Origin of the sequence: Natronorubrum halalkaliphilum (assembly GCF_009834785.1) — an archaeon.
Taxonomy (GTDB): Archaea; Halobacteriota; Halobacteria; order Halobacteriales; family Natrialbaceae; genus Natronorubrum; species Natronorubrum halalkaliphilum.
This window is the reverse complement of record NZ_WUYX01000024.1, coordinates 44,750-63,344: the sequence shown is the minus strand read 5'-3', so window position 1 is coordinate 63,344 and position 18,595 is coordinate 44,750. Positions and strand designations below refer to the sequence as shown.

At 63.0% G+C, this 18,595-nt stretch carries 16 protein-coding genes; 10 read left to right on the top strand and 6 right to left on the bottom strand.

Going from position 1 to position 18,595, the window contains the following annotated elements:
* Nucleotides 1-39 precede the first annotated feature (39 nt).
* From GS429_RS06870 to GS429_RS06855, 4 genes are all read left to right on the top strand, one after another.
* Complete coding sequence (locus GS429_RS06870; RefSeq protein WP_160063983.1) at nucleotides 40-1,677, top strand: methyl-accepting chemotaxis protein; 1,638 nt, start codon at nucleotides 40-42, stop codon at nucleotides 1,675-1,677.
* Nucleotides 1,678-1,994: 317 nt separating this feature from the next.
* Complete coding sequence (locus tag GS429_RS06865) at nucleotides 1,995-2,744, top strand: bacteriorhodopsin (RefSeq protein WP_160063981.1); 750 nt, start codon at nucleotides 1,995-1,997, stop codon at nucleotides 2,742-2,744.
* Between the two features lie 221 nt (nucleotides 2,745-2,965).
* Nucleotides 2,966-4,600, top strand: coding sequence for a methyl-accepting chemotaxis protein (locus tag GS429_RS06860; protein WP_160063979.1), 1,635 nt, complete (start codon nucleotides 2,966-2,968; stop codon nucleotides 4,598-4,600).
* A 2-nt stretch (nucleotides 4,601-4,602) separates the two neighbouring features.
* Nucleotides 4,603-5,358 (top strand): bacteriorhodopsin, encoded by a 756-nt coding sequence (locus GS429_RS06855; RefSeq protein WP_160063977.1) that lies wholly within the window; start codon nucleotides 4,603-4,605, stop codon nucleotides 5,356-5,358.
* A gap of 126 nt (nucleotides 5,359-5,484) precedes the next feature.
* Here the strand turns inward: GS429_RS06855 and GS429_RS06850 are convergent, their stop codons facing one another.
* From GS429_RS06850 to GS429_RS06835, 4 genes are all read right to left on the bottom strand, one after another.
* Nucleotides 5,485-7,137, bottom strand: a complete 1,653-nt coding sequence (locus GS429_RS06850; RefSeq protein ID WP_160063975.1) for a globin-coupled sensor protein — start codon at nucleotides 7,135-7,137, stop codon at nucleotides 5,485-5,487.
* Between the two features lie 226 nt (nucleotides 7,138-7,363).
* A complete protein-coding gene (locus tag GS429_RS06845; RefSeq protein ID WP_160063973.1) occupies nucleotides 7,364-7,804 on the bottom strand; it encodes a chemotaxis protein CheW in 441 nt (146 codons plus the stop codon).
* 422 nt (nucleotides 7,805-8,226) lie between these two features.
* Nucleotides 8,227-9,372 (bottom strand): chemotaxis protein CheW, encoded by a 1,146-nt coding sequence (locus GS429_RS06840; RefSeq protein WP_160063971.1) that lies wholly within the window; start codon nucleotides 9,370-9,372, stop codon nucleotides 8,227-8,229.
* Nucleotides 9,369-10,157, bottom strand: a complete 789-nt coding sequence (locus GS429_RS06835) for a ParA family protein (RefSeq protein ID WP_160063969.1) — start codon at nucleotides 10,155-10,157, stop codon at nucleotides 9,369-9,371. Before GS429_RS06835 ends, GS429_RS06840 begins: the two co-directional genes overlap by 4 nt.
* A gap of 201 nt (nucleotides 10,158-10,358) precedes the next feature.
* On the opposite strand from GS429_RS06835, the gene GS429_RS06830 reads away from it, so the two are divergent.
* From GS429_RS06830 to GS429_RS06805, 6 genes are all read left to right on the top strand, one after another.
* Nucleotides 10,359-10,679: a hypothetical protein gene (locus GS429_RS06830; protein WP_160063967.1), complete on the top strand. Its 321-nt coding sequence runs from the start codon at nucleotides 10,359-10,361 to the stop codon at nucleotides 10,677-10,679.
* Complete coding sequence (gene cheB / locus GS429_RS06825; protein WP_160063965.1) at nucleotides 10,679-11,728, top strand: chemotaxis-specific protein-glutamate methyltransferase CheB; 1,050 nt, start codon at nucleotides 10,679-10,681, stop codon at nucleotides 11,726-11,728. Before GS429_RS06830 ends, cheB begins: the two co-directional genes overlap by 1 nt.
* A complete protein-coding gene (gene cheA / locus GS429_RS06820) occupies nucleotides 11,716-13,710 on the top strand; it encodes a chemotaxis protein CheA (protein WP_328821278.1) in 1,995 nt (664 codons plus the stop codon). The genes cheB and cheA overlap by 13 nt, the downstream gene beginning before the upstream one ends.
* A 147-nt stretch (nucleotides 13,711-13,857) precedes the next feature.
* Nucleotides 13,858-14,391: a chemotaxis protein CheD gene (locus GS429_RS06815; protein ID WP_160063961.1), complete on the top strand. Its 534-nt coding sequence runs from the start codon at nucleotides 13,858-13,860 to the stop codon at nucleotides 14,389-14,391.
* A 131-nt stretch (nucleotides 14,392-14,522) separates the two neighbouring features.
* Nucleotides 14,523-15,233, top strand: coding sequence for an RAD55 family ATPase (locus GS429_RS06810; protein WP_160063959.1), 711 nt, complete (start codon nucleotides 14,523-14,525; stop codon nucleotides 15,231-15,233).
* 1 nt (nucleotide 15,234) lies between these two features.
* The gene (locus GS429_RS06805) at nucleotides 15,235-15,984 is read left to right on the top strand and encodes a DUF8057 family protein (RefSeq protein ID WP_160063957.1); all 750 of its coding nucleotides are present in this window, start codon (nucleotides 15,235-15,237) and stop codon (nucleotides 15,982-15,984) included.
* Nucleotides 15,985-16,651: 667 nt separating this feature from the next.
* On the opposite strand, the gene GS429_RS06800 is transcribed toward GS429_RS06805, so the two are convergent.
* On the bottom strand, nucleotides 16,652-17,770 hold the full coding sequence (locus tag GS429_RS06800) for an anthranilate phosphoribosyltransferase (protein WP_160063955.1): 1,119 nt from the start codon (nucleotides 17,768-17,770) through the stop codon (nucleotides 16,652-16,654).
* 108 nt (nucleotides 17,771-17,878) lie between these two features.
* Entirely contained in the window at nucleotides 17,879-18,277 is a 399-nt protein-coding gene (locus tag GS429_RS06795; RefSeq protein ID WP_160063953.1) for a hypothetical protein, read from the bottom strand.
* Nucleotides 18,278-18,595 lie beyond the last annotated feature (318 nt).

Below are 18,595 nucleotides of genomic sequence, written 5' to 3'. Positions count from 1 at the left end.
GCCATCAGGTTTTAGAGCGCTGGTTCTGTGAAAACGAGTATGGACGAAAATAGTGAGAGCGATTACCACGCTTCTCGGCGGGCGACCGCACGCGAGGTGACCGACGGCGGGGTCACGACCGACGACGAGAGGGCGTCGGTCGGTCCCGACGCGCCTCGAGAAGACGGCTCGCCCGATACTGTTCGGTCCGATGGGGAGCAGGGTCGACGCCGGGAACGAGAGCGACCCGACCGGGACGAGGCTGGCACGCTCGTGCGGGCCGGCTACCGGCAACTGTTCGACGGGACCGGCCTCCCGACGTTCGTTCTCGACGCCGACGGCACTATCGCGGAGTGGAACGCGGCGATCGTCGAACTCACCGGCGTCGAGCGGGCGGAAGCGATCGGTCACGAGCACGTCTCGGAGCTATTCTATCCGGACGGCCGCCGCGCCGACACTCTCGCGGACAAGGTCCTGGAAGCGCCCGAGACCACGCACACCAAACACGGGGTCGAGCGCCGGGATGCGGCGCGGAACCGCTACGGCGACACCAGTACGATGGTCGACCGTCACGGCGACCGGAAACATATCGATTTCTCCGCAACGCCGCTTTACGACGGGGACGAACTGATCGGCGTCGTCGAAGTTGTCGTCGACCGGACCGACATGGTCGAGGAGCGCGATGCGACGGTCTCGCTCGTCGAGGAACTCCGAACGACCGCAAACGAGATCAGCGACGGCGATCTCACCGCTCGAGCAGAGCGAACCGACGAGTTCCGATCCGTCGATGCGGACCTGATCTCCGTCGTCGACGCCGTCAACGAGATGGCGGAGAGCCTCGAGACGCTTACCGGTCGCGTCAGCGAGCAGGCCGCACGGATGGACGAGGCCGTGGTAGAAGCCAACGACGCGGCGGACGAAATCTCCGAGAACGTCGACGAGCAACACGCCCTTCTCGAGGATTCCGTCACCGAGATGCAGTCGTTCGCCGCGGGGATGGAAGAGGTCGCCGCGAAGTCCAACGAGGTCGATACGGCGGCGAGTGCTGCCAGCGACGCGGCCGAACAGGGACTCGATGCCGGCGAGGACGCGCGCGAAGCCACCGAGGAGGTCGTCGATATCGGCACGGAACTCGTCGGGAGCGTCACGGAACTCTCGGCGAAGATGGACGAGATCGAGGCGGTCGTCGAGATCATCGACGACGTCGCCGACGAGACGAACCTGCTCGCGCTCAACGCGAACATCGAGGCTGCACGGGCCGGCGAGAGCGGCGACGGGTTCGCCGTCGTCGCCGATCACGTCAAGAAACTCGCCGAGGAGACGCGCGATCACACCGAAGCGATAACCGAGAATCTCGACGAGCTACAGGCTCAGTCCGAAGAGACGACCGATGCGGCCGAACGCTCTCGCAGGCGGATCGACCACGCCGACGAGCAGATCGAGTCCGTTCTGGCCTCGCTCGAGGAAATCTCCGATTCCGTGGACGAGGCCGCACAGGGGGTTTCCGAGGTCGCTCGCGTCACGGACGATCAGGCGGCGACGATCGAGGAGTTGACGTCGACCCTCGAGACCGTTCGCGATCGGTCGGACCGAACCGAGACGGCGACGAACCGGATCGTCACCGCGACGAATCAGCAAGAGCGGACGATTCAGGGACTCATCGATCGGGTCGGAGAGTTACAGACCGACGACGTATAGCGAGACCGTACGCGCCGATGGCACACGAAGTCCGAGATCTCGTGGCGTGTGGATCTGTGGGTTGGCAACAATCGTTATGTGTGCTCCACAGAACGTAGTCGTAAGCAGGGCTCAGGGAGCCAGCGATACACGATGCAATCGAAATCATTGAAACCGAACCGAATTCGCGGCCACCAGTGGAACCGAGCAGCTACACGATCGATTCGTCTCCGAGACACGGCGGGGACGGACCCTCGTGACCAGGGTCACACCGGCGAACGGACTCTCGAGAGTCGCGGCAGTCCGGACTCGTTCGCTCGAGCGACGGAGGGCCGGCGATGATCGAGCAATCGACCGTTCTCGCGGTCTCGGCCGTCGTGCTCGGCGTGCTGGCGCTTGTATTCTTGCTCTGGACGCGACGCGTGCCGACGAGCCGTCGGCGCTACGGCTACGCGGCTACACTCGCCGCCGGCGCCATGAGCGGAACCTACTTGATCATGTCGCTGGAGCTGTTGACCGTCAGTACGTCGGGAACCGAGGAGTCGGTGGCGCGTTTTCTCGGCTACTCGATCGTCTGGGCGACGATCAGCTACGTTCTGGGGGCCGTCTCCGACGCGGGACGACGGTACACCCTCGCACTGTTCGCGTGTAGTATGCTGACGCTCTGGACGACCTTTGCGGGCTGGGTTCTGGGCGAGACGGGTGCGACCCTCGCCTCGGTGGGGACCCTCGCGGCGTTCGTCGGTCTCGTCTACCTACTCCTCGGCCCGGTCGCGCGGACGGCGGCGTCGGTAAGCGGCGAGCGACTCCTCCTGTACGACAAACTGAAAAACCTCGTCTTGCTCGCGTGGTTCGGGCTGATCGTCCTCGGTCTCATCTCACAGCAGAACCTCGCACTGACCGACGGCTTCGTCGGGCAGGTGGCGGCGACGTACATCGACGTCGTCTTGCTGGCCGGCTTCGGCGGCCTCGTTCTTCGGAGCGGGACAGCGCTCGAACAGACGGCTGCGTCGACGGAACTCTTCTCCGAACTGGTCGATACCGGCGAGGCCGACGCCGACGGCTCCGGCCTCGACGCGGCGGACTGAGCCGGTTTACTGTACGTCATTTCCGGCGCAACCGCCGCCCGGGTCGCGGTTGCGTCGGCAAATCGTTACAGCAATCCGTATGAATCAACGGTACTCGCCCCCTCCCGTGGAGCGGACGGTGGCAGATGGCAATAACGACTATATGTGCTGCGTTGTGACCTTTCAGTAGATAGCGATCGCCGGATAACGGACTCTGCGGTCGCGGAAAGGTAATATACGGAATGCAAATCGAATCACTGGTGCCGAAACGTATTCGGAGACAGTATAGTCTGAAAATCGGCGTCGCGTTGGGCTGTGTCGTCGCGGTCACGGTCGGATTCGGAGCGCTGTTCGGGCTCCACGTCGTCTCCGGGCCAGCGGAGGCACTCGAGAATCGGGCCATCGCTTCGTTGACGGGGCTGCTGGTCGTGTTCTCGGTCAATCTCGGTCTCGTCGGAATCGTCCTCGGGGGGAACGTCGCCCTCTCGCTTCGACAACTCGGGGACAAGGCGGAACAGATCGGCGACGGCGATTTCGACGTCGATCTCGAGACGGATCGAATGGACGAGGTCGGCGCACTGTACGGCTCGGTCGATGCGATGCGTGCCTCGCTCGAGACGACCCTCAAGGAGGTCGAGGCCGAACAGGAACGCGCCGAGGCCGCACAGCGAGACGCCGAACAGCAGGCCGAACAGCTCGAAGAAGAACGCGAGCAGATTCAGGAACTGCAGCGGGAGTCCGAGCGGCGAAACGAACGGCTGGTCGAGGAGGCACAACGCTTCTCCGCAGTGATGGACGACTGCGCTGACGGCAACCTCGGACAGCGCCTCGATCCGCAGGTCGACGACGAGGCGATGCGAGCGATCGCTCGGTCGTTCAACGAAATGCTCGACCGAATCGGGGACGTCATCTCGGAAGTACAGGATGCGACCGACACGGTCGACGAGATGTCGGGAGAGTTGCAGGGCTCGAGCCAACAGATCCGCTCGGCCAGCCAAGAAGTCTCCGAGTCGATCCAGGAGATCGCCGACGGAGCGGCGAGCCAGACGGACGACCTCGAGATCGCGGCGAGCGAGGTCAGCGATCTGTCCGCGGCGACCGAGGAAGTCGCCGCCACGACGTCCGAAATCGCGACCCAATCGACGGAGATGGCGTCTCTCGCAGACGACGGCGAGGACGCGGCGGCCGACGCGGCGGACAACATCGACTCGCTGGTCGAGACGACCGATAGCGTCGTCGATACGGTCGAAGAACTCAACCACGAGGCGGCACAGATCGGCGAGGTCATCACCCTTATCGACAACATCGCCGATCAGACGAACCTGCTCGCGTTGAACGCCTCGATCGAGGCCGCGACCGCCGGCGAGGCCGGCGACGGATTCGCCGTCGTCGCCAACGAGATCAAGTCCCTCGCCGAGGAGACGATGGACGCCGTCGACGAGATCGAGGGCACGCTGGAATCGATCCGCTCCCGGACGGAGACGACCGCGGACGAGATCACCGACGTCGACTCGAGCATCAAAACGACCGCCGAGCGCGTCGACGAGTTGCAGTCCCAACTCGATACGATCAGTGCCGAAGCCGATCAGATGGACGCCAGCGTACAGGAGATCACGCAGACGGCTGACGATCAGGCGAGTTCCGCACAGGAACTGGCGACGATCGTCGACGACGTGACCAGCGTCTCGGCGGAGACGAGCAGCCAGACCGAGCAGGTCGCGGCCGCCTCCGAGGAGACGACCGCGACGACCGAAGCGGTGTCCACGACGGCGAGCGAACTCGACGAGCAGGCACAACGCCTGAACGAACTCGTTGAGACGTTCACGCTCGAGACGAAATCGGCCCCGAAACCGGCCGGAATCGCGGGTGACGACTGAGGATGATCGAGAACACGACCGTGTTCGCGGCGACGGGCGCGATTCTCGCGGCCATGGCGATCGGGTTTCTGCTGTGGACCCGGCGCCTCTCCGACGCCTGTCGATACTACGGCTATGCCGTCGTCGTCGCCTGCGGTGCCATGAGCGGCGCCTACCTGCTGATGGCTGCGGAACTGCTGACCGTCACCACGAGCGGTCGAACGGAATCCGTCGCCCGGTTTATCGGCTATTCGATCGCGTGGGCGGCGGTCTGTTACGTACTGGAGGTGACTACCGACGCCGACCGCCGCTACACGCTCGCGTTGCTCGGGACCATCCTGACCTGTCTTTGGGCCACGATGGCGAGTTGGGTTCTCAGCGGGATCGCCGGCACCGTCGTCTCGGTGGCGATCTTCGCGGCGCTGCTCGGCATGATCTACGTCCTGGTCGGTCCGCTCGCTCGAGAAGCGACGGCGGTCAGCGGCGAGCGAACCCTCCTGTACGGGAAGTTGAAGAATCTCTCGCTGCTGGTGTTCATCGGGCTCATCATCACCGGGATGCTCTCCGAGCAGAACCTCAACTTCACCGACGCCTTCGTTGGGCAGACGATCGCGACGTATCTCGATCTCGTCTGGCTGGCGGGCTTCGGTGCGATCTTGCTCCGAAGCGAGGCCGCACTCGAGGACGCCGCCGTCTCGACGATCGACCGTTCACACGCGACGACGGAATCCGTTGACGGATCCGGCGCCGGCGTTTCCGGTGTCACGACGGCGGATTGAGACGGACTCGAGTCCGTTTTTTCGGCGACTCGACGAAGAGCGGCTGTAGGCTGGAGGACGCGTACTGCGTCCGCGTTCGTGTTTCCGTTCGTCTCCGTATCTATATCCGTATCCGACTGCTCGTCGTTATCGCGCAGCGCTGTTTCCGGAGAGCCGTCGGACTTCGTTCTCGATCTCGTCGATCAACTCGTCGACCTGTTCGTTGCTCTCGACGATCGCCGCGATCTCCCTGGCGACTTCCTGAGATTGATCCATCGCGGTGTCGGTCATGCTCGCGACCTCCTCGGTGCTTGCGGCCTGATCGTCGGTCGCCATCGCCACCTCCTGGATTCCGGTGCTCGCCTCCTGGATCGACTCCTCGATCCGCTCTAAGTTGTCGACGGTCTCCTCGACCAGATCGACGCCGGCCGAGATCTCGCCGTTTGCGGTCTCGAGACTGTCGACGGTTTCCCGGGTATCGTCCTGGATCTGGTCGACCATTCGCTCGATGTTGGTCGCCTCCTCCTGGGACTCTTCGGCCAGCGATTTGACTTCGTTCGCGACGACGGCGAACCCGTCGCCGGCCTCGCCGGCGGTCGCGGCCTCGATCGAGGCGTTCAACGCGAGCAGATTCGTCTGGTCGGCGATATCGTTGATCACGTCGACGATCTCGTCGATCTGTTGGACGTTCTCCCGGAGGGCCTCGACGTCCTCGGTCACCTCGTCGGCCGCCGCCTCGACGGCCTCCATCTTGTCGATGGCTTCCTCGGCCGTCGTCGTCGTGTCGCCGGCGATCGTTTCGGCCTGTTCGCTGGTCGCGCTAACCTCTTCCGCGTTGGAGGCGATCTCCTCGACCGTCGCCGACAGCCCGGCCACTTCACTCGAGATCTCGCCCATCGCTTCGGACTGGTCGTCCGCGAGATCGCTGATCTCGTCGGAGCGTTCCGAGACCGATTCGGAACTGTCCCGCAGCTCCGTGACCGAGCTCTGGACGTTCTCCGAGACCTCCCGTCGGCGCTCGAGTTCCGTTTCGATGTCCGAGTAGGCGTGGATGTACGTCTCCATCGCGATCTGCTGATCGAGGTTCAGCAGTTTGAGCGCCGACAGCGAGCGCTCGACGACGTCGTCGATAACTGCCTGGGCATCGGCGAGGGAGACGAGTTCCTCTTCCTTGCTCTCGCTCCCGCTCTCGGACTCGGACTCGAACTCGGCCGTGGGCGCTCGACTCCCCTCGGTCGCGACGGATTCGGCGTCGTCGCCACCGTGCTCGAGTTCGGTGCCGGTCCGCGTCGCGGACGAATCTGTCCCGACGTCGACCGTCGACGCCGCGAGTTCCGATTGGCCGTCGGCGGCGATCGCAGAGAGAATGCCGTCGTAGTAGTTCGCGTAACTGCCGAGGTAGAACTTCGGCCCAAGATCGAGCATATCGTGGATCTTGCCGACCCGGGCGCGTCGGTCGAAGTACTGCCGGTCGTACTCGCCGCTGCCGAGCGTCGTGAGATACTCGTACTGAGTGCGCTCGAGCGCCTCGATCTGTTTCGAGGACGAGTCGAGAATCGCGTTCGACTCCGAGAACGATTGGAGGTGATCGTAGAACTCCGCAACCAGATCGTCGGCGATGTCATCGAACAGCGGTGCCATGGACTCGAGCCGTTCGACGTCGTCGGGACCGAATTCGGTGAACTCCTTGCGCCACTCGATCTCCTGGCGATCGACGCCGAGTTCGTCAGTCAGTTCGCGTCCGTCTACCTGTCTTCGATCGGCAGCCTCGACTTTGTGGCCGCCCCTCTGGGTAGTCATTATCCCCGCATTTGTCGGATCCGGTCATATATCTGTTGGCTACGCGAAATCACTCGTCGCTCTCCTGAGACGGGGCTGTGCGGAAGATTACCTCACACGAAAACCGATAGTGCCGTTCGAGATGGTCCGATACGGTCGACTGTACATTAGTGCCTGTGCGATCGCAAGGCCCCTCGCGGTCGCCCCGGTATACGGGTAGGGCAGACCCGACGAATAGCTGGCCGTCTCAGACTCGAACGTCGGTCGGATCGATCCAGAGGACGAACTCGTCGTCCTGTCGGACGATACCCGCGATTCCCGTGCCCTCGACGGAAGTGTCGACCGCCTCCGTCTGCAGCTTACGAACCTGGTGGACCTCGTCGGCGAGCCAGCCGATCCGCTCTTCGGAGCCGCGTTTGCGCTTGAAGACGATAATTCGATTCCCGAGTTCGGCCGATTCGCTCTCGCCGAAGATCGTCCGGAGATTGACGATTTTGGTCGTTTCGCCGCGCAGATCCATGACGCCCTCGACGTGTTCCAGCGTGTTCGGAATCGCCGTCAGTTCGTCGGTGTTGACGATTTCGGCGACGTAGCCGATATCGACGCAGTAGCGATTCTCCCCGAGGTCGAACTCGAGTACGTGTGCGCTGGTTTCGGTGTCGGTCGTGGGTTGGTTCGTTGTTGCCATAGTGTTCTTGGTCTCGTTGTGTTCGTCTCGATGTCCGCCCGTCGGGATCCAACGGACGGTGCGTTCGATTTCGTCGATCAGTTCCGTTCCCGGTTCGGTGCACCCGGCGATCGATTCGACGTCGTCGACCTCCCGTATTCCGGTACTCGCCCCCGGAGGCCCACCTCGGACCGCTCCAGCGTCTCGACGGTCCCGATGGACCGGGTGCGAGCGATCTCGAGACGAGACGCTCCACCGTCGGTGCTGGCCATAGTCGTGAAACCGGACGTCAGCTAAATAAGTGTTTTTGCAGATTCGGTACCGTACGGTTCACCCCGGCCACAACAGTCATATGGGGCGTTCTCGGAAGCGTGGATTCGGAAGGAATCCTCGGAAATACCCGGCCGCAATCATCGATCGCCGTTCGAACTCGAGCGACCGGCCTAACCCGTGTTCTCGATGAGCTGGTCGATATCCAGCCACGCGACGAGCCTAGTCTGGTCGTCGGCGGTTTTCTTGATGATGCCCTTGACGCACTCGTGCTGGTGGCTTCCGGCGGCGTCCATCACGCTGCCGGTTTCGTCGATCTGGGAGTCGCGGTAGGTTACGGCCTGGGAGACGTCCGAGACGCGGATGCCGAGCTTCTGCTTGTCGTCGTCCCGCGTGAGCACGACGATGTACTGATCGTCGGTCAGTTCGTTGTGCTCGACGTCTAGCATGGTCGTCGGATCGAGGACACCCGTGATCTCGCCGCGGAGATCGGTCACGCCGTCGATCGCGTCCGGTCCGCGGGGGAAGCGAGTGATGTCTTTCATCTCGACGATCGCGCTGATCCGGTCGATTTCGATCGCGTAGCGGTTCTCGTTGAGGAAGAACTCGAGCATCTGGACCGTGTTCTCGTCCTCGTGCGCTGAGTGGATCAGCGAGTTCCCCTGCTCGAACACTGCGTTCTCCCGGCCGACGGCCGCGTCGCCGTAGCCGTCCGTATCCTCGAGCATCGCCGAGGCGTCGACCGTGGGCTCTTGGCCGACGTCTTCGACCATCGGCGTCGCCGACGAGCTGGCGATCGCCCCGCCCAGCGCCGATTCGGTCGTCCCCTGGTTGCCGGCAGCCTGCGGGGACCCGGTCGCTTCGGCTGCTCGGGTCGGTTGCCCGTCGGAATCAGTTCCGGCAGGCTGTTGGGCAGGTGGTGCAGTCATTTCCGCCGTGGCCTCCGTTTCGTCGTAGGAGACGGTCTCGCCGGATGCGTCGGTATCGACGCCCGTATCGTCGGCGGCGCCGGCAGCTGACTCGGAGACGTCCTGGGTCGACGGGTGGCCCGAATCCGACGGCTGCGCGTCGTCTCGCCCGTTTGCCGCTCCGTCGTTATCCGTCGCCCCGTCGGTGGACTCGTCGTCCGAACTGGCTTCGTCGGCGTCCTCGACATCCTCGACGTCGGCTGTTTCCGGCTCGGCCGGCGACGACTCCTCGGCGTCGCTCGAGTTGGAGTCGGCAGCGTCGGCCTCATCGGCCGAGTGGCCATCGTCTTCTCCCCCGCCCGTCGATCGCTTTCGGATATCGCGAATCCGTCGCGCTCTGTCGTCCGTCATGCCGGTACCTCCCGGTTACTGAACTGATCGGCTAGCGTTTCGGCCATTGTAAGAAATACCTCGTCCATATCCGTCTCTTCCTCGACTGCGAAGACCGACTTCCCCTCGGCGAACGCTCGCTGGAGCGCGACCCGCTTTCGGATGCGGTACAGGGGAACGTCCGGCAAGGCGTCGTCGAACCACTCGAGCATCTCCGTCGCTTGCCGAGTGTTCCCGATGCGGTTGGCGACGAGTGCACGCGGCTCGATCTCGATATCGTGATCCATCTCGAGTGCGCCGACGTAGTCGAACAGCAGTTCGAGCGATCGCTTGCTGGTCGGTTCGGCGAGCGCCGGAATCACGAGGTTTTCGGTCGCGTACAGGGCGTTGTCGGTGAGCAGTCCGAGATGCGGCGGACAGTCGACGATAACGAACTCGTAGTCGGCCTCGAGGCGCTCCAGTACCGCGTCGAGGCGGGTTTCACCGTCGGGTTCCTGCACCAGGGTCGACTCCGCCGCGTTCATGTCGACGTTCCCCGGGACGACGTCCATCTCTGCGTGTCGATAGATGATCTCCTCGGGATCGACGGCCGCCGGATCGACGAGCGCGTCGAGAAGCGACGGCGGCTCGGCGTCGTAGGTCTCGAGCATGCCGAGCCCTTCGGTCGCGTTGCCCTGCGGGTCGAGATCGACGAAGAGCACGTCTCGACCGAGTTCGTTCAACGCCCCTGCCAGATTGATCGCGACGGTCGTCTTGCCGACGCCTCCTTTCTGATTTGTCACACACAGCCGAGCAGATCCCGCCATTCGAATGAGTCGTTTCAACTCCGCCTACATAACTCGCACGGCCAAAATCGGACGCTCCGCAGGGTGTGCTCCGATGCGGCGAACGCCACGCTGTCGATTGTCAATATCGGATCCCGCCGCGAGTACGGATCGCCGTCGAACCGTCGACCGACCCCCCGGTCGGCCGAACGCTTTATGCGCCGAACATCACAATCCAGTCCCATGGCAGTGAACGCATCGATCGTCGACACTATCGAACCGAGACGCGACGTCTCTCGGATCGCGGTTTCCGACTCGGGCTCCGGTGGGACGGACGCCGGAGACCGGGCAACGGCCACCCGGAGACCCACAGGCGGCACCGTCGTCGGTCTCGAGACGGCGCCCGGACTCGATGTCCCGGCCGTCGACGAACTCGAGACAGCTGCCAGGACTAACGCAATGTATCCAGCTATCACGATCGTCGACGCTGCCGGTGCCGACGGCGCCACGGGGACAGTCGAGAACAGCACGACACAGAACGCGACGGACGGCGTCGTCGTCTGATGGTCCGAGCTGTCATCGCGGACGACTCCGCAGTCATGCGCGAAACCCTCGGGAAGATCCTCGAAGCGGGCGGGATCGAGGTCGTCGCTCGAGCCAAAGACGGCCACGAGGCGGTCGAGGCCATCGAGCGGTGTGACCCCGACGTCGCGACCATCGACATTCAGATGCCGGGACTGACCGGACACGAGGTCATCGAGCGGGTGATGGACGAGCATCCGATTCCGATGCTCGTTATCAGTTCGCAGACGACCCGGAACGCGGACGCGACGTTCGACGCGCTCGATGCCGGTGCGGTCGACTTCCTCGCGAAGCCGTCGGGGGACGGCTCGGTCGACATCTGGACGCAGAAGGACACGATCGTCGATCGGGTTCTGGCGGTCGCAGACGCCGACGTGACGAACATGGAGACGGACCGCCCCGACGACGATCGGTCGACGACGATCGACGTCAGCAGCGAGTTCCCGTGTGAACCCACGCTCGTTATCGGCGCGTCGACCGGCGGCCCGCGAGTCGTCGAGCGGGTGCTGTCCGAACTCCCGACGCGAGCAGGATTGCGAATTTTGGTAGTACAACACATGGCAGATCACTACACGAACCGTTTTGCAAAACGGCTCAACGAACGAACCGCGTACGACTTTCGAGAAGCCAGAGACGGCGACACAGTCGGCCCCGGAGAAGGCGTTCTGGCGAAAGGGGGACAACACCTGCTGGTGACCGATTTCACCAACGGCCGACTCACCGTCGCTCACGACGACGGCCCCAAACGCCATAACGTCAGACCGGCCATCGATCCAACAATGGAAACTGCAGCCGAGACGGTCACCGGTAATCTGACCGGCGTCATCATGACGGGCATGGGTGCCGACGGCGCCGACGGGTTGGCCGCGATCAAGAACGCCGGCGGGAAAGCGATCGTTCAGGACGAAGCGACCTCTCGCGTCTACGGGATGCCGAAGGTCGCCGCCGAGCAGGTCGACGTCGACATGGTCTTGCCCAAGGACCGGATCGCCGAGGGAATCACGAACGCCTTCCGGGGGTGGTCGGCATGAGCGACGCGACGAGCACCTTCGTCCAGGAGAGCCAGGAGGACATCCAGAAGCTCAACAACGCCCTGCTCGATCTCGAGGACGATCCGGATCCCGAAAGCTCCGACGCCATCGAGACGGTCTTCCGGGTGGCCCACAACCTCAAGGGCAACTTCGGCGTCATGGGCTACACGACGGCGAGCAACATGGCCCACGCCATCGAGGACCTGCTCGACTGTATCAGAGGCGGCGAGCTCGCGGTCACGCCCGAGCGAATGGACCTCATCTTCAGCGGGGTCGACCTGCTGGCCCAGATGGTCGACGAAATCTCCGAGGACGGGGATACCGAGACGGATCCGGAAGCCACGATCGCGGCGATCCGCGCCTCGATCGACGAGGGCGATTCCGACGGCGAAAGCGGAACCGACGGCGACGCGGCTGAAGCCGACCGCGACGTCCCGATCACCGCCCTCGCCGACGCCGTCGATCTCGAGGATGAAGACCCCGAGACGGAGGTCTACCGGGCCAGTCTCGAACTCGAGGACACGGGCTCGGCGCAGGTCGACGCGATGTTCGTCATCGATTCGACCAGCGACGAGTACGACCTCCTTCAGACCGTTCCCGAAAACGAGCGTCTCGAGTCTAACGACTTCGATTTCGACGGAAGCTTCGACGCGTACGTCGCGACCGACGCGGCCGTCAGCGGCGACGACATCACGGCGTTCTACGAGGAGAATCGGTACGTCGACGGCGTCACCGTCGAGCGGGTGACTGCCGACATCGTCGCCGAACAGACCGACGACGGCGCTGAGGAGGAAGACGACAGCAACGGAACCGGCACGTCGAACGTTACCCACAACAGCAAGGAAGTCGAGTCGATCCGGGTCGACGTCGAACAGGTCGATCAGCTGTACAACCAGGTCGAAGAGATGGTCACGAGCCGGATCAAGCTTCGGAAGATCATCGAGGGTAGCGGACTGGTCGAGGCCGAAGACGAACTCGAGGAGCACGGAAAGATCACCGCGAGTTTGCAGGATACGGTCCTGGAGATTCGGCTGGTTCCGCTGAAGAAGATCGTCGGGAACTTCCCGCGGGTCGTTCGGGACCTCGCTCGCGAACAGGACAAGGAGATCGACTTCCAGATGGAGGGCGTCGACATCGAGATGGATCGCTCGATCCTGAACGAGTTGAGCGATCCGCTGATGCACCTCATCCGGAACGCGGTCGATCACGGGATCGAGTCGCCCGACGAGCGAGAGGCCGCGGGCAAACCTCGCGAGGGAACGATCAAACTCATCGGCGAACGCGATCGAGACCGGGTTTCCGTCACAGTCAAAGACGACGGCGGCGGCCTCGACGTCGAAAAGATCCGGAACAAAGCGATCGAACAGGGCGTCATGGAGGAAGACGAGGTCGCGCTTCTGGACGACTCCGAAGTGTACGACCTGATCTTCCACCCCGGATTCTCGACCACGGACGAGGTGACCGAGGTCAGCGGACGGGGCGTCGGGATGGACGTGGTCAATCAGGTCGTCCGCGGCGTCGACGGCTCGATCAACGTCGAAAGCGAACCCGGCGAGGGGACGAGCATCACGCTGGTGCTTCCCGTCAGCGTCGCCATCGTTCGCGTACTGTTCGTTACCGCGGGCGACGAGACCTACGGCGTTCCGATCAAGAACATCGACGAAATCTCCGAGTTCGAGGACGTCTCCATCGAGTCGGTCGAAGGACGACCGACGATCACCCACGACAACAAGGTGTATCCGCTCCTCTCGCTCGGCGACCGACTCGACATCCCGGACGCGGAACCCGACGAGGACGACATGGTCGTCCGTATCAAAGAGGACGTCAGACAGGTCTATCTGCGGTGTTCTGACGTTATCGGGCAGGAGGAAGTCGTGATCAAACCGTTCGAAGGCGTTCTGAGCGGCGCTCCCGGAATCAGCGGCGCATCGGTGCTGGGCGAGGGCGAGGTCGTGATGATCCTCGACGTGGACACGCTGTAGTCGCGCCTGGCCGCGGTTAACCGCGGGGCCGCTGACCGACCCCCTCGATCAGCGGCTTCGAACGCGAGATCGATCGACGAGTACCGACGGAGACGGAGTTGGTTCACCACACCCGTCTACAGCAGCACCGGCACAGTTTCGCCACAGATGTTACCAACTGACGACGACGGCGGTCGATCGACGGACGACGACGCGGATCCGACCGGTTCGATTCCGATCGGTATCGCCGAATACGCCGTTACCGGCGACGACGTTCCGCTGAAAACCAGCGGACTCGGCTCCTGTATCGGCGTCGCCGTCCACGACGAGTTCGCCGGCGTCAGCGGCCTGTTGCACTTCATGCTCCCGGTCGCTGCCGAGACGACCAGCCAGCAGCATCCGGCCGCGAAGTTCGCCGACACGGGCATCGAATCCATGCTCGCGGAGTTTACCGACCGCGGCGGCGACCCCGCCCGGTCGTGGGCCAAACTCGCCGGCGGGGCGACGATGGTCGAGTTTCACCAGACGGGGCCGCCGATCGGCGAACGCAACGCCACGGCCGTCCGCCGCGAACTCGAGGCCGCGAACGTCTCGATACTGGAGTCGGATTTCGGCGGTTACCACGGCCGATCGATCGAGTTCGATCCGGCGACGGGGATCTTGACGGTTACCAGTGCAGACGGTACGGTACGTCGGCTGTGAACGGTTCTGACCCGCTTTAGCAGCCGTCGGTTGGAAGACGCACAGACCGCGTCGGCTTCCCGATCGCGATACGCTTGGCGTTCGGCACTCGCCCAGAATCTATTTATCTGGCACCACCCTGATTGGCGACAATGCGAATCACTACGGGCGTACCAGGCTTCGACAAACTCGTTGACGGAGGCATTCTCAAGGACCGCCTGTACGTCATCAGCGGCCCGCCGGGGAGCGGCAAGACGACGTTCTGCTCGCAGTTCGTCACGAAAGGAGCGATCGACGGCGAGACGACGCTGTTCCTGACGCTCCACGAATCCCAGGCGGAACTCGTCAACGACATGTCGAACTTCGAGTTCGGGTTCGAACAGGCCGTCGCCTCCGGTCACGTGAAAGTGCTGAACGTCTTCGACAGCGAGGCCCAACGGCTGCTCTCTTCGTCGTCCCGAAGCAGCGGCGAATTCCCTTCAAACGTCGAGAACCTGTCCAACCAGCTCGTCGCGTTCATCGAATCGCGAGGCGTCGACCGGCTGGTCATCGACTCGACGATGCTCCTCGAGTACTACTTCTCGGACGATCTCAACGCCCTGATCAAGTTCCTGACGAAGCTCAAGCGAGCCGACGCCACGGTCCTCCTGATCTCGGAGATGACCGATCCGTCCTCCTACTCCGACGGCCACTATCTGGCCCACGGCGTCGTGTTCATGCACAACTACCTCGAGTCCGGCGGGATGACCAGAGGCGTCCAGATCATCAAGATGCGAGGGACGCGGACCGACTGTGATATCCGAAAGATCGAGTTCACCGACCGCGGACTCCGAGTCGACCCCAGCACGAAGATCCAGACCTGAAATGTACGAAGAAACCTTCGGCACCGACTGGGACGCGGTCGACGGCCGCGAGGAGGCCGTACAGCGCGCGTACGCGCTCGGCGTTGCGACGCGGCTGGACGAGCACCACCCCGGCGAACTCGACCGACTCGCCGAGCAGACCGACTCGACCTACGATCGGAGCTTCGTAAAACTCGCCTACCAGAAGGGCCAGAACCAGGCCGGTCAGATCGCGCTGCAGGTCGACGAGGACGAAGCCGTCTGGGAGGAACTGGTCGAAGAGAAGACCACGATCGAACTGGTCGAACGCTCGGACGGAACCGAGACCGACGGGGAGCAAGACGAGGAGGAGGAAACCGACACGATCCCCGGGGCGATTCGCGGCTTCGACATCGACACGCTTCCCGACGACAGTACCGAGGCCATGAAGCGGCCGGCGTTTCTCGAGCGACACCGTGCGGACGATTCCAACGCGGACGACAACGCCGAACCGACGCTGTTCGGCGACGGTCGGACGGTGTTCGGTCGATCCATGGACAGCGTGCGGGTCGATCGATCGGGAACCGGTGGAGAGCAACGGGACGATAACGACGGGAACGGGACGGATACCTCGGAGACGGAAGGCGAGGACCGCGCCGATGCGGACCGCGACACCGGTGAGTCCGGACGTAGCACCCCATCCGAGAGCGGCGGCGAACGTCCATCCGAGAGCGGCGGCGAACGCGGTAAATCCGAGCGGTCGCCCGGTACCGATGGCGACGGCGACGAATAGCGAATCGACTCGAGTGAGGCTACTCAGGACCGGAGCCAAAGTTCGGGTATCGGTTTCTTTGTGACCGAACCGATCAGTCTACTCTCGTGTTCGTTTCGCCGGTACCGTGACTACCGTTTCGTTGTCACTCACTATTCGGACAATATATAATATCTTAATTACTGTCGTTTTCTATTCACTTATTGTCATTGAACCGTCTCCAGCGCGTTACTCGATTTACCGCGACGCACGATTTTGCTGTTGGTCCAACGGTATCGGAGTGAACAGTCGGTCAAAGTGGGTTTATCGACTGGAACCACGCGTTTCTGGTTGCCCGAACTGCGTACTGGAACAGCCGACCACAATCGTCGGCTGATACCAGTCGAAAACGACTGATAGCGCGACTACAACGCTGTTGGTGGCGACTCGAGATTCCGATTCGACCGTCGTTCTGCTATCGGTTCAGCTATCGTTTGTAAACAGACGATGGCACTGAAGAGTACTGTATTCAGATATGGTATAAACCGAGATATGACAGACATGACTCATGCCGAATTTGGCTCGAGAACCGCCCGTCGGTCTCGAGTCGAGAGCAGGGAACGAGAAACAGCGAGTGGTCCGTTTCAGTTCGGTCGGTGACGAACGGCCCGCGACGCCACGGGTTCCCTATTCGTCTCGAACCGTCGCCTCAGAACGCTCGCAACTCCTCGAGCACGGCTTCGGCGTTGCCGTCGGCGATAACTGACCGGGCCCGCTCGAGGCCCGCTTCGAGCGTGTCGACGTCCCGTCGGGCGTACATCCGGAACGCGGCGTTGAGTGCGATGGCGTCGGCGAACTGGTCGTCGCGCTCGCCGGCGAGCACCGCTTCAGTGATCGACGCCGAGTCGACGGTCACGTCGTCGACCTCGAGGTCTTCGGTTTCCATCTGCATGCCGTACTCGGCGGTTTCGATCTCGTAGTCCTCGAGGTCCGCGCCTGCTTGTGACTCGTCGCCGCTCGCGTCGTCCGAGGCGCTACGCGTCTCGCTTTCGTTCCACTCGGCTACTTTCGTATACCCCGGCCGGATGTCGTCGTACCCCTCCATCCCCTGGAAGAAGATGGCGCGGGAGTAGTCGAGTCGCTCGCTTACGGCGAGCAGGTCGGTCAGTTTCTTCGCGAACGCGAGGTGGTAGAACGAGCCGAGGTGAACGTCGGCGTTCGCGGGGTTGGCGACGGTCTCGACGGTGTTGATGAACGTTCGGACGCCCATCTGATCGCGTCGGTCGTAGAGGTCGTGAACCCCGGGATTGAATTCCGGCTGGTAGTAGAAGCCGAACCCGGTCTCGTCGACCATAGCCGCGCTCTCGGTCGGCTCGAGCGCCGTCCGAACGCCCAGTTCGTCGAGGACGTGTTTGTACGCGGTCGCCTTCTGGGTGGGAACGCGGTCGCCGGAGTGGACGACGACTGGGGTTCCTGCCGCGGCGGCGACGATGCCGGCGCCGACGCCGAGGAGCGCCGAACTGTGCTTGCCGTCGTAGTTCGCGCCGCAGTCGACCGGATCGGCTTCGGGTTCGGCGGTCACGACCGATTCCTTGCGCATGACGTCGGTGTAGGCCGCCAGTTCCTCGGGCGTGTTACGCTTCCAGCGGTTTGCCAGCCAGAACGCGCCGAGCGTGGTGTCGTCCGGTTCGCCCGCCAGAATGCGCTGGAAGGCTTCTCGTGCCTGCTTGCGGTCCATATCCTCGGCGGATTTCGGACCGGAGCCGACGACCGCTGTCAGAAGCCGCCTGAGCGGCCACTCGCCGAACTCCCGGGTTGTCTGAGTCATGGTCCACGGTTGGGACGGACGGCGCAAAAGCGTCCCGCTACCGTCAAGAAGACGGTTCAGTTCGGGACGGGGAGTATGAGCAGCGAACGGCGGATCTCGCGTCTCGAGTTACCGTTGCGCCCACTCCATACCTTCCGAAAATGTGTTCGCCGTGTTCGTCTCGACGCCGGAGATGTCGCTAATCTTGCTCCGCAGCGCCATATTCTTGATCCCGTCGGAAACCATCACCCACTTCGTGATATCGTACTCGAGGCCCATCTTCGCCGCTTCCTGGGCTTTCTCGAACACGTCTTTGCTCAGCGCCTTGTCCATCTTCAGCCACGACAGGTGCGCGTGGACGTCGGGTCTCGATGCCAACGTCTCGAACCGCTGGTTTACCTTCTCGAACTCCGATCGTTCGGTCGGCATACCCTCGGGGAATTCGGCAATGACAACGCCATCCTCGACGTAAAGACTCCACTCCTGTTCCGCGCGCTGACTTTCGGGTTTTCGTTCCGTTTCTGCCATATTAACGGATATCGGGCATGAAAGACTAATCTCGATGGCTACATTGTTAGGGATAAGTTGCGCCTCCGGGTACTCACGACTCGCCGTGCCTGACGAACTCGCGGACCCGTTCGACCGGCTCGGGGACTCTCGGCGCGATGAGGGCTCGAGTCGGTAACGAAGAGGATCGTTCCAAAGGCTCGAGTCGGGGTCCAAAGAAAACACGAAGCATGTAGCGTCTTTCCGTCCCAAAGTCCGCGTATCGCGTCATATGCGAATGCGAAAACGAATACGAGTCCACTGACAAGCCTCGCGCCACCGTACGCGGGGCAATTAACA